Genomic DNA, 11119 nt, shown 5'->3' with positions numbered 1-11119 from the left:
ACCTCAGTTCCGCCCGGAGCCCCGGCGGGCGCCGTGCGACTCGACCGGTTCGTCGATCGACTCGTCGGCCTCGACGTCGACCACCACGACCGTCACGTTGTCGCGGCCGCCGTTGGCCAGAGCCGCGGTGACGAGTTCGCCGGCGGCGCGCTCCGCCGTGGCGGTGGTGGAGAGGTAGTGGCGGATTCCGAAGTCGGTGAGCTCTTTGGTGAGACCGTCGGAACAGATGAGGATGCGCTGACCTGCCACGAGCGGCATGGTCGAGTAGTCGGGCACCGGCTTCTCGTGGAAGCCCACCGCACGCGTGATGACGTTGCTGTCGGGGTGGTGCTCGGCCTGCTCGCGCGTGATGAGACCCGCGTCGATCAGCTCCTGCACCACCGAGTGGTCGACCGTGAGCTGGCGCAGCTCGCCGTCGGCGAAGAGGTAGACGCGCGAGTCGCCGATGTTGAACACCATCCACGCCAGGTCGTCGTCGACCTCGGCGAGAGCGACGCCGGTGACGGTGGTGCCGGTGCCGAGCACCGACTCGTCGCCGACCCGATCGATGTCGGTGAGCGCGCGGGCGAGAGCACTCTCGATGGCCGCCGCGTCGGTGACCGGCTCGGCGATCTCGCCCAGCCGGTCGACGACCGCCGCACTGGCGACGTCACCCGCGGAGTGCCCACCCATGCCATCGGCGACCGCGAACACGGGCACCTCGGCGATCGCGCTGTCTTCATTGGCGGCGCGTTTGTTGCCCTTGTCGCTGAGCTGCGCCCACGACAGAGTGACCCGGCGCGGATGGGCGCCGGCCCGGGTCACGCTCACGCGCGCGCTCGTACGACCGATCTGGGTCACTGATCTCTCCTGACAGCTTTCCGGGAATCCTAAACGGTGATCCCGGTGTTTCCCCGGTCTCGCGGCGAGATGTGGATAACGTTTCCGTCCCCGATTTCGACCCTAGCCGAACCCGCTGTGACGACCGAATCCCCCTGGCGCAGTCGCACCGCCGGCCGGCCCGGCAGGAGGACCGTGGTGCCGTTGGTCGAGCGCAGATCGGTGACGACCACGGTGCGCCCGCTGAGGGCGATCTCGACGTGGTTCGCCGAGACCTCGTGAGCCGGCGAATCGACCGCGATCAGCGCCTGCGCGGGAGGGCGGGACAGGGTCTGCCCGAGCGGGTCGGCGGCGCGGCGCTGCTGCGGGCGCCGGCCGATCACCACGGCACCGGTGAGCTCGAAGGCGGGCCCGTCACCGACGCGCAGGTCGTAGCCGGGGGCATCGTCGGTGACGGTGACCGCGTCGCCGGCGGTATCTGCGTCGGCCGCGGTGTCTGCGTCGCCGGCCGGGTCCGCGTCGCCGGCCGGGTCCGCGTCGCCGGCGGTGTCCGCGTCGGCCGCGGTTTCTGCGTCGCCCACGGTGTCCGGGTCGCCGGCGGTGACCGCGTCCCCCAGGGTGTCCGCGTCGCCCGCGGTGTCCGCGCCGGCCAGCGGCTGCGGACCGGGCGCGGACACGCCGTCGAGCGGCGTCCGCCGGCGGATCACGGTGTCGTCGTCGTCCGCCGTGCTCGAGTCGACGGTGTCGCGAGGATCGCTCTCGTCCACGAACGACTGCGCCGTGCCGGCCCAGATCACCCGGGCGGCGTGGGCGATGCCGTGGTCGAGCCGGCGTGCATCCGCGGGCAGTCGCAGCTGCGACTCGGGCACCGGTGGCAGGTCGCCCGTCGAGACGCCGATCACCGACGCGAACTCGGCGAGCGCCCAGGGCTGCACACCGCCCGAGCCGAAGCGGCGCGAACCGCCTTCCGACAGCAGGTCGACGGCCGCCCGGCCGCGGGCGACGACCGTCGCCGTCCAGGCGCTCGGCGGCCGCGCGGGTGCGCCCCGCTCTCCCTCACCCGGCTCTGCGTCGCCCGGCTCTGCGTCGCCCGGGTCTGCGTCGCCCGGCTCGGCGTCGTCAGAACCTCCATCGGACGGCTCGAAACGCACGACCGTGAAGGACGCCTCGGCCGCGGCGCCGCGGATGGGGACGCTCGACACCACGCTTTCGAGTGAGGCGGCAGGGTCGGTGACCGCCGCCCAGATCGCCTCGATGACGGGGTCGGGCAGACCCGCCGAGACGGTGACGAGCGTCGGCCACGCCGCCACGACCGTCCACGCGTCTTCGGCGGGAACGAAGCGGAGACTCCCCATGACGCCACGGTACTACCGGCAGTCGACAGCACGGACCCGAGTCGCGCAACGAACTCGGCGCACAGTAGGCACGAGTGTCGATTTCAGCACTCCACTGGCCCTTCTGCTACGGATTCCCTTGCCGGAGCAGCCGGAACCTGACAGTATCGAACCATGGGCAGCAAGCCACGCAGCACACAGCTCGATGACACCTCGAAGGCGATCATCGAGCAGTTGCAGGACGACGGGCGCCGTTCGTACGCCGAGATCGGCAAGGCGGTCGGGCTGAGCGAGGCGGCCGTGCGCCAGCGTGTGCAGAAGCTGACGGATTCGGGCGTGATGCAGATCGTGGCCGTGACCGACCCCCTGCAACTCGGCTTCTACCGGCAGGCCATGATCGGCCTGAAAGTGTCGGGAGACACCCGGAAGGTCGCCGACGCGCTCGCCCAGATGCCGGCGGTCGACTACGTGGTGCTCACCGCGGGCACCTTCGACATCCTGGCCGAAGTCGTCTGCGAAGACGACGACGACCTCATCGCTTTGTTGAACTCCGAGATCCGGCAGCTCGACGGCGTGCAGTCCACTGAAACATTCGTCTATCTGAAGCTGCACAAGCAGCTCTACAACTGGGGCACACGATGACTACCACCGAACAACCCGTCTCCTCCGCCGCGGCACGCGCTTCGCGCACCGATGCCGAGCTGCAACGGATGGCGAAAGACCACCTGTGGATGCACTTCGCCCGCCAGTCGGTACTCGAGTCGGGCGCCGGGGTGCCGATCATCGTCAAGGGTGAGGGGCACCACGTCTGGGACTCGACCGGCAAGAAGTACATCGACGGGCTTGCGGGCCTGTTCACCGTCAACGCCGGGCACGGGCGACGGCGGCTCGCCGAGGTTGCGGCGAAGCAGGCCGAGGAGCTCGCGTTCTTCCCGATCTGGTCGTACGCGCATCCGTCGGCCATCGAGCTGGCCGACCGCCTCGCGCACCTCGCCCCCGGATCGCTCAACCGGGTGTTCTTCTCCACCGGCGGCGGCGAGGCCGTTGAGACCGCGTTCAAGCTCGCCAAGTACTACTGGAAGCTGCAGGGGCGGCCCACGAAGCACAAGGTCATCTCGCGCGCGGTGGCCTACCACGGCACGCCGCAAGGGGCGCTGGCGATCACCGGCATCCCCGCCATGAAGGAGATGTTCGAGCCGGTCACGCCGGGCGGTTTCCGGGTGCCGAACACCAACTACTACCGTGCGCACGAGATGGGCTTCGAGGGCACCGAGGAAGCTTTCGGCCTGTGGGCGGCGAACCGGATCGAGGAGATGATCCAGTTCGAGGGGCCCGAGACCGTGGCCGCGATCTTCCTCGAGCCGGTGCAGAACTCGGGTGGCTGCTTCCCGCCGCCGCCCGGCTACTTCCAGCGAGTGCGCGAGATCTGCGACAAGTACGACGTGCTCCTCGTCAGCGACGAGGTGATCTGCGCGTTCGGTCGCATCGGCAACTACTTCGCTTGCGACAGCTACGGCTTCGAACCCGACATGATCACCTGCGCGAAGGCGATGACGAGCGGCTACTCGCCCATCGGCGCGACGATCGTGAGCGACAAGGTGTACGAGCCGTTCAAGTACGGCCAGACCGCGTTCTACCACGGGTACACCTTCGGCGGCCATCCGGTCTCGGCCGCGGTCGCGTTGGAGAACCTCGACATCTTCGAGGAGGAGGGTCTCAATGAGCGCGTGCGCGAGAACTCCCCGATCTTCCGGCAGACACTCGAGAAGCTCCTCGACCTCCCCATCGTGGGTGACGTGCGCGGCGACGGGTACTTCTTCGGCATCGAACTCGTGAAGGACAAGGCGACGCGGGAGACCTTCGACGACGACGAGTCGGAGCGCCTGCTGCGCGGCTTCCTCTCGAAGGCGCTCTTCGACGCCGGTCTGTACTGCCGCGCCGACGACCGGGGAGACCCCGTCATCCAGCTCTCGCCGCCGCTCACCATCGGGCCCAGCGAGTTCGACGAGATCGAGCAGATCCTGCGGAGCGTCCTCACCGAAGCGTGGTCGCGACTGTAGCCGCGCGCCCCATGCGCGACTACCGCGACGTATCGTTCTGGTTCGATTCCCTGGCCGAATCCGGCCAGGACGAGTTCACCCCCCGCCCGCCGCTCTCGGGCGACCTCTCGACCGGGGTCTGCATCGTGGGCGGCGGACTCACCGGGTTGTGGACGGCGTACTACCTCAAGAAGGCCGACCCCACGCTCTCGATCACCGTGGTCGAGAAGGAGGTCGTGGGCTTCGGCGCATCGGGCCGTAACGGCGGCTGGTGTTCTGCGCTGTTTCCCCGGTCGACCGCAGCGCTCCGCCGCAGCTACGGCGACGACGCGGCTCGCGCCATGCGGCAGGCGATGATCGACACGGTCGACGAGGTGGGCCGCGTGGTCGAGACGGAGGGGGTGGACTGCGACTACCGCAAGGGCGGAACGATCGTCTTCGCGCGTGACACCGTGCAACGCGCTGCCGCCGTGGCCGATGTGGACGCCGCCCGCGATTTCGGCGTCGACCGGCTGGAGCTCGTGACCGCCGGCTCGGTCGACGACCCGCGAGCCCGGTCGTTGCGTGCCAGCTCGTCGCTCGCCGCGACCTTCGACCCCGCCTGTGCACGGGTGCACCCGGGGAAGCTCGTGCGGGCACTCGCGCAGGTGGTCGAAGGCCTGGGCGTGCGGATCGCCGAGAAGACCGAGATCGTGGAATGGGCACCACGACGTGCGCTCTACAGCGGCCGAGGCGGCGAAGGTCTCATCTCGTGCGACGCTCTCGTCATCGCCACCGAGGCCTACGGGGCGCATCTGCCGGGCGTCGGCCGACGGATCATGCCGCTCTACTCGCTCATGATCGCCACCGAGCCGCTGCCTGCGGACGTGTGGGACGAGATCGGCATCGAGCATGGGATGACGTTCAGCGACTACCGTCACCTGCTTGTCTACGGTCAGCGCACCGCCGACGACCGCTTCGCCTTCGGTGGGCGCGGGGCGCGCTATCACTGGGGCAGCTCCATCCAACCCGGCCACGATCGGGTGCAGCGGGTCTTCGACCATCTCGAACGCACCCTCGGTGACCTCTTCCCGGCCGCCCGGGGTGCGCGTGTGACCCACCGCTGGGGCGGCCCGCTCGGGGTGCCGCGGGACTGGCACGCCACCGCCAGCTTCAACCCACGCACCGGCGTCGCGTTCGCGGGCGGTTATGTGGGCGATGGCCTGAGCACCACCAACCTCGCCGGGCGCACCCTCGCCGACCTGATCGGCGGCCACTCGACCGAGCTCACCGCACTGCCGTGGGTGAATCACCTCTCGCCCAAGTGGGAGCCCGAGCCGTTGCGCTTCGTCGGCGCCAACCTCGGCCTCGTCGGCACCGGCGCGGCCGACCTCGAGGAATCGATCACCGGTCGCCGGTCGCTGGCCGCCCGCCTGCTCGGCCCGCTCACCGGCCACTGACCCGCCAGAACGCCGCGAGGGGGCCCGGCACGGCACGGCACTCCGCAAAGCGGCACTGCCGGTCGCGACACGGTCGGGCGCGACACTGTCGCTCGCGCCACGGCCGGTTGCGCCACTCATAGCCACTCCGGCACGAAGCCGTGGCGGATGGCGGCGCGCAGGAGGCGGGCGAGGCGGTACTCGGAGTCGACCCGACGGCAGGCTTCCAGGTACGCGACGGCAACCGAACCACGGCCACGGGCCCACTCGAGCCAGCCCAGCATCGTGAGGGCCGGCGCCGCCAGGGAGTCGGGGCCGCACGACACCAGGTGCCGCAGCAGATCGACGGCGCCCCGGATGGCATCGGGATCAGGGGCCTTCGCGCCCATTCCGAGAAAGGTGTCGTATACCGCCCCCGACCCGATGGTCGCTTCTCCGGGTTCGGTCGCCTCCTGCAGCGCGACCATCCCGGTATCCACGCCCCACGCCAGAGTCATCAGGACACAATCCCGCACGACGCGATGCCGCAGCGACCACAGCAGGGCTACGGCGACCCCATCGCTCGGCAGCGCGCCGGACGGGGCGCCACCGGGCATACCGGCTCCTCGGCACACGGCGGCGAACACCGCGTTCCAGTGCAGCAACAGTTCGGCGACATCACTCGGTTCGCGCTCGCCCCCGCTCAAACCAGGGACCCGGGTCAACATCGACAGCGCAGCCATCGCCCGCTCGCGCCGTCGTGCCGATGCGCGCGCGACCGGCACGAACGCGCCGTGGTGCGGGTCGGTGCCGGCCGGCCGACGCCGAGCGGAGGTGGGCGAATCAGCCGGCTTCGCTCCCGGGAGGGGCGACCAGGTCAGCTCGGCCGGACGTCGGGAGTCGGGCGGCAGCGGGTGGCCGCCGCGGTGACCGGCCAGCGGGGGCCATTCGCCCGCTGTCCAGCCGGTTGGCGCAGGCAGGTCGAGCGATGGCTGTGCCCAGTGATCGGTCACCACGAGCAGGAGGCGGGGCACCTCGAAGCCCGCGGCACCGAGGCGTTGCAGGGCAGCATGGAGCAATGGAGCGCTGCGGCTCAGGATGGTCGCGCGGGTGTCATCCGCTCGCCCGTAGACGACGAGCTCCGCCGACGTCGCGCCAGTGACGCGGGCCAGCAGCCCGGTCAGCGCGCGGGCGAACTCCTGCGGGTCTGGCGGCGCATCCGTCGGCAGGTCGACTCGGAGTGCCGCGGGCGGTCGCCGTCGTCGTCGCACGTACAGCGCGAGACTCGCCTGCGGCCGGAACCCCAGCAGGGATTCGATCTCGAGCAGGGTCGCAGTGGGAGCCGCGCCGGGCGAGACCGCCGACGTGGGAAAGAGCGGGACGGAGGTTGAGGTCATGCGCCCAGTGTCGCGGCGTGCGGCCGCCCGCAGGCGGCGGGCGGCCGATCTGTGGACAACGGGCCGAGCATCCGGGTTGTGGACAACTGCCGTCACACCTCAGACACACAGAACGCCGCCGGGCGGGAACGTGTCCCGCCCGGCGGCGTCGGCTGTGCGGCGGCTCGCCTTACGGCTGCAGCACCGCCTGAACCTCGATGGTGATGGTGACCTTGTCGCCGACGAGCACGCCGCCGGTCTCGAGGGCGGCGTTCCAGTTCACGCCGAAGTCGTTGCGGTCGACCTCGGTCTTCGCGCTGAAGCCGGCCTTGTAGTTGCCGTACGGGTCGGTGCCGAAGCCGCCGAACTCGAAGTCGAAGGTGACGGGCTTGGTGACGCCCTTGATCGTGAGATCGCCGTCGACCTTGTAGTCGCCGCCCACCTGGCGCACGCCGGTGGAGACGAAAGTGAGCTGCGGGTGGGTGGGGGCGTCGAAGAAGTCGTTGGTGCGGAGGTGGCCGTCACGGTTCTCGTCGTTCGTGTTGACGGAGGCGACCTCGGCAGTGGCGCTGACCGTGGTGTCGAGCGGGTTCGGGGCGGTGACGAAGGTGGCGTCGAACTTCTCGAACTTGCCGCGCACCTTGCTGATGAGCATGTGGCGAACGCTGAAGCCCACCTCGCTGTGCGAAGTGTCAACGGTCCAGGTGCCGACCTTGTAGCCGGGGATCTCGATGGTGTCAGTCATGGATGTTCTCTCTTCGTGGATCGGTGTCGTCGAGCGCGAAGGGTGGCCCGCATCGATACAAATGCATGGACTCCGCGAATTATTCCCGACTCGTTCGACTCGGCAGGACAATCAGCGGAGGATCTCGACCATCAGCACCCAGGCGTTGAGGATCGAGACGCAGAAGATCAGCACGAAACCGGCGGCCACGAACAGGAGACCAGCGGGCGCGCCCGCGGCGACGAGGACTCCGCCGACGAGCACGGGGAGCAACTGACCGATGCCGAGGATGCTCTCGAGCACCTTCGAGGCCTGCGAACCACCGGCGTCGGCCGTGAACATCCGCCGCACGGCCACCGCCTGGAGACCGAGGCCACCCACCGCGAACAGCACGAGCTCGAGACCGAGGGCGATCGCGAGCTGGTCGGGCACCAGGATCACCACCGACGAGACCACGATCACGACCACCGAACCGATGGTCGCGCCCGAGCGGGCCGGTAGTGCCGCGCCCGCGATGATCTCCTTGATGTTCACCGACATCGCCACGATGATGAGGCCGGCCAGCGCCCCGGCCGCACCCGCCGAGGCCACAGCGAAATCGTGCCAACCCTCGACGGCGATGATGTCCATGCCGCGATCGTAGCGGGCCGGGTGCGAGACGCGCGGGGCGATTCATGTCTTCTTTCACTCCCGTCACATACTCTGGAGGCCATGTGGAAGCCGCCGGTCCGGGTCGTGGCAGTCGTCGTCGCCCTCGTGGCGCTCGTCGCGACGCCCGCCGTCACCGCGAACGCGTCTCCATCGACTGTCGGCGCGGCGCCCGCCGGTGTCCTGACCGTCGACGACGACCTCCCCACCTGGCCTGAGGTCGAGGCAGCGAAGGCGAACGAGCAGACCAAGCAGGACGAGGTGAACAAGATCACCGCCTACGTCGCCAACCTGCAGACCCGGGTCAACGACCTGCAGCAGCAGGCCTTCGCGCGTGGGCAGGAGTATCTGCAGGCCTCCTACGACCTCCAAGCCGCGACCACGTATGCCGACGCCCTCGACGGGCAGGCAACGGCAGCCACGCAGAAGGCGAGCGAGGCGAAGACACAGGCGGGCCTGATCGCGGCGCAGCTGTACCGCGCTGGTGGCGACTCCAACCTGAACCTCGTCCTCAACCAGAGCGACGCGGACTCCCTGCTCTACCAGCTGGGTACGATGGCGAAGCTCACCGAGCAGACCGCGGGCATCCGGGATGCCGCCGTCGCCGCACAGAACACCGCCGATGCACTCACCAAGCAAGCGGATGTCGCCAAGGCAGACCGCGAGCGACTCGCCCAAGAAGCGAACGACCGGCTCCTTGCGGCGCAGCAGGCGCAGGACCAGGCGACGGCCGAACTCACCCAGCAACAGAGCGTGCAAGGGCAACTCGACGCGCAACTCGCTTCGTTGAAAGGCACCACCGCCGAGCTCGAAGCCGGCGCTCGGAAGCGCGACGAGCAGATCGCCGCCGATCGGGCCGCCGCGGCGGCTGCCGCGCTGGAGAGCGGCGACCCCGGCAGTGCGTGGGTGCCGGGCGACGGCTCGATCATGTCGCCCGCCGAGGCGCAGGCGTACGCCGCGAGCATCATGGGCTCGTACGGGTGGGGCGACGCGCAGTTCAACTGCCTGGTGCGCCTGTGGATCGGCGAATCGGGCTGGCGCGCCAACGCGCTCAACGAGTCGAGCGGTGCCTACGGCATCCCGCAGTCCCTGCCCGCCAACAAGATGGCGTCGGTGGCCGACGACTACCTCACCAACGCGGCCACCCAGATCATCTGGGGAATGAACTACATCGCCGGCCGGTACGGCAACCCCTGCGAGGCGCTCTCGCAGTGGACGGCCCGCAACCCGCACTGGTACTAGCCGGCGCTCACACCGTGCCGAACCACCGGGTCAAGGCCGCCTCGAACTCGGTCTGATCGGTTCCCGCCCACACCACGTGACCGTCGGGGCGCAGCAGTACGGCCGCTTCGTCGAGTTCGGGACTCACGTCGACGACGAGATCGACGCGATCCGCCCAGCCCTTCACCGTGAGGGCACCCGTCTGGTCGAGGAGGAGGCCGCGGCCGGCGTGCATCCGCTCGTAGAGACGACCCGTCGAGAGACGGATGTCGCGCAGCCGCCGCCCGAGCAGCTCCGGCCCGGCGGGAAGCCCGACGTCGTAGCGGATGGCGGTGCCGGCCATCCGCTCGGCCAGAAAACGGTTCACGTCGTCGATCGCGACGAGTTCGGTCAGCAATCGGCGCACGGCCTGCGCCCCGGGTTCCGGTGAGATGAGCACACTCTGCGCCCGCGTGATGGTGAGCACCTCCTCGGCGACGGGATGGCGCTCGGTGAAGTAGCTGTCGAGGAGCGAGGGTGGGGCCCAGCCGGCGATCTCGGCGGCGAGCTTCCAGCCCAGGTTGAACGCGTCCTGGATGCCGAGGTTCAGTCCCTGGCCCCCGAGCGGCGGATGCACGTGCGCCGCGTCGCCCGCGAGCAGCACCCGGCCGACCCGGTAGCGCTCGGCGAGTCGCGTGGCATCGGTGAAGCGGGTGATCGACCGCGGATTGTGCACGCCGAAGTCGGTGCCCGCGACGGCACGCAGCCGCTCGCGGAACTCGTCGAGGGTCGGCGGTACGGAGCGGTCGTCGGCCACGGCCGCGGCAGGCACGACGGCACGGTAGAGGCCGTCGCCGCTCGGGCCGATGCCGAAGCCGCGATGCGTCGCGCGCACCTGCTCGGCCACCCGGGCGAGTTCGTCGGCCGACATCGTGACCTCCGCCTCGCCGAGGAGCCATTCCGTCGTGGCGGCCTCGCCGGGAAACCCCACGTCGAGCAGCCGGCGCACCCGGCTGCGGCCGCCGTCGCAGCCGACCAGCCAGCGTGAGCGGATGCTCGTGCCGTCGGCCAGCTCGACCGAGACCCCCTCGTCGTCCTGCTCGAAGCTCGTGAGCTCAGCACCGCGACGGATCTCGGCGCCGAGCTCCTCGGCCCGCTCCGTCAGCAGGCGATCGGTGACCGGCTGCGGGATGCCGAGTAGGTAGCCGTGCGCCGTGTCGAGCTGCGGCGGACGAGGTGCCTCGATGCCCGCGAAGCGCCCCACCCCGGGGTACTGCTGACCGTGCGCGAGGAAGCGTTCGAGCAGGCCCCGCTGGTCGAGGATCTCGATGCTCCGCGCGTGCAGGCCGAGCGAACGGACCGCTCGGCTCGGCGTCGCGTCACGCTCGAGCACCAGCACGTCGATTCCGTGCAGGCGTAGTTCGGCGGCCAGCATCATGCCCGTCGGGCCGCCTCCGCTGATGATCACGTCGTGCATCCGTCCCCCTGTTCTGCCGCCCTGGTGGCGCGGCTTCGTGTCGCGCTCGGTGGCGCGGCCAGCCATTCTGCCGCAGAGGGGGGTGCTTGCGGCAAGGGGCGGGGG

At 70.0% G+C, this 11119-nt stretch carries 10 protein-coding genes; 4 read left to right on the top strand and 6 right to left on the bottom strand.

Going from position 1 to position 11119, the window contains the following annotated elements; translation table 11 throughout:
- Nucleotides 1–3: 3 nt before the first annotated feature.
- On the bottom strand, nucleotides 4–840 hold the full coding sequence (locus AC3WLB_RS14385; RefSeq protein WP_492507077.1) for a PP2C family protein-serine/threonine phosphatase: 837 nt from the start codon (nucleotides 838–840) through the stop codon (nucleotides 4–6).
- 29 nt (nucleotides 841–869) lie between these two features.
- Entirely contained in the window at nucleotides 870–2174 is a 1305-nt protein-coding gene (locus AC3WLB_RS14380) for an FHA domain-containing protein (RefSeq protein WP_492507075.1), read from the bottom strand.
- Nucleotides 2175–2327: 153 nt separating this feature from the next.
- Between AC3WLB_RS14380 and AC3WLB_RS14375 the strand changes: the two genes are divergently transcribed.
- The 3 genes from AC3WLB_RS14375 to AC3WLB_RS14365 are packed head-to-tail and all read left to right on the top strand — an operon-like array spanning nucleotide 2328 to nucleotide 5631.
- Complete coding sequence (locus AC3WLB_RS14375) at nucleotides 2328–2795, top strand: Lrp/AsnC family transcriptional regulator (protein ID WP_022898060.1); 468 nt, start codon at nucleotides 2328–2330, stop codon at nucleotides 2793–2795.
- The gene (locus AC3WLB_RS14370; protein WP_031284105.1) at nucleotides 2792–4213 is read left to right on the top strand and encodes an aspartate aminotransferase family protein; all 1422 of its coding nucleotides are present in this window, start codon (nucleotides 2792–2794) and stop codon (nucleotides 4211–4213) included. The genes AC3WLB_RS14375 and AC3WLB_RS14370 overlap by 4 nt, the downstream gene beginning before the upstream one ends.
- An 11-nt stretch (nucleotides 4214–4224) precedes the next feature.
- Nucleotides 4225–5631 (top strand): NAD(P)/FAD-dependent oxidoreductase, encoded by a 1407-nt coding sequence (locus tag AC3WLB_RS14365; protein WP_492507072.1) that lies wholly within the window; start codon nucleotides 4225–4227, stop codon nucleotides 5629–5631.
- Between the two features lie 116 nt (nucleotides 5632–5747).
- On the opposite strand, the gene AC3WLB_RS14360 is transcribed toward AC3WLB_RS14365, so the two are convergent.
- The 3 genes from AC3WLB_RS14360 to AC3WLB_RS14350 form a co-directional block, all read right to left on the bottom strand.
- Entirely contained in the window at nucleotides 5748–6986 is a 1239-nt protein-coding gene (locus tag AC3WLB_RS14360; RefSeq protein ID WP_492507070.1) for a DUF4192 family protein, read from the bottom strand.
- A gap of 169 nt (nucleotides 6987–7155) precedes the next feature.
- Nucleotides 7156–7710 (bottom strand): YceI family protein, encoded by a 555-nt coding sequence (locus AC3WLB_RS14355; RefSeq protein WP_492507068.1) that lies wholly within the window; start codon nucleotides 7708–7710, stop codon nucleotides 7156–7158.
- A 111-nt stretch (nucleotides 7711–7821) separates the two neighbouring features.
- Entirely contained in the window at nucleotides 7822–8319 is a 498-nt protein-coding gene (locus AC3WLB_RS14350) for a hypothetical protein (RefSeq protein WP_022898065.1), read from the bottom strand.
- An 81-nt stretch (nucleotides 8320–8400) separates the two neighbouring features.
- Between AC3WLB_RS14350 and AC3WLB_RS14345 the strand changes: the two genes are divergently transcribed.
- Nucleotides 8401–9579, top strand: a complete 1179-nt coding sequence (locus AC3WLB_RS14345; protein ID WP_492507066.1) for a coiled-coil domain-containing protein — start codon at nucleotides 8401–8403, stop codon at nucleotides 9577–9579.
- A 7-nt stretch (nucleotides 9580–9586) separates the two neighbouring features.
- Here the strand turns inward: AC3WLB_RS14345 and rox are convergent, their stop codons facing one another.
- Nucleotides 9587–11014, bottom strand: a complete 1428-nt coding sequence (rox, locus tag AC3WLB_RS14340) for a rifampin monooxygenase (RefSeq protein ID WP_492507064.1) — start codon at nucleotides 11012–11014, stop codon at nucleotides 9587–9589.
- Nucleotides 11015–11119 lie beyond the last annotated feature (105 nt).

The organism is Herbiconiux sp. FW305-C-125 (assembly GCF_058783455.1).
This window is presented reverse-complemented; position numbering and strand designations above follow the sequence as displayed.

Coding starts and splice junctions, on each gene's coding strand:
- AC3WLB_RS14370 (WP_031284105.1), top strand. CDS start 2,792: ATGACTACCACCGAACAACCCGTCTCCTCCGCCGCGGCACGCGCTTCG.
- AC3WLB_RS14375 (WP_022898060.1), top strand. CDS start 2,328: ATGGGCAGCAAGCCACGCAGCACACAGCTCGATGACACCTCGAAGGCG.
- AC3WLB_RS14380 (WP_492507075.1), bottom strand. CDS start 2,174: ATGGGGAGTCTCCGCTTCGTTCCCGCCGAAGACGCGTGGACGGTCGTG.
- AC3WLB_RS14355 (WP_492507068.1), bottom strand. CDS start 7,710: ATGACTGACACCATCGAGATCCCCGGCTACAAGGTCGGCACCTGGACC.
- AC3WLB_RS14365 (WP_492507072.1), top strand. CDS start 4,225: ATGCGCGACTACCGCGACGTATCGTTCTGGTTCGATTCCCTGGCCGAA.
- AC3WLB_RS14350 (WP_022898065.1), bottom strand. CDS start 8,319: ATGGACATCATCGCCGTCGAGGGTTGGCACGATTTCGCTGTGGCCTCG.
- AC3WLB_RS14345 (WP_492507066.1), top strand. CDS start 8,401: ATGTGGAAGCCGCCGGTCCGGGTCGTGGCAGTCGTCGTCGCCCTCGTG.
- AC3WLB_RS14360 (WP_492507070.1), bottom strand. CDS start 6,986: ATGACCTCAACCTCCGTCCCGCTCTTTCCCACGTCGGCGGTCTCGCCC.
- rox (WP_492507064.1), bottom strand. CDS start 11,014: ATGCACGACGTGATCATCAGCGGAGGCGGCCCGACGGGCATGATGCTG.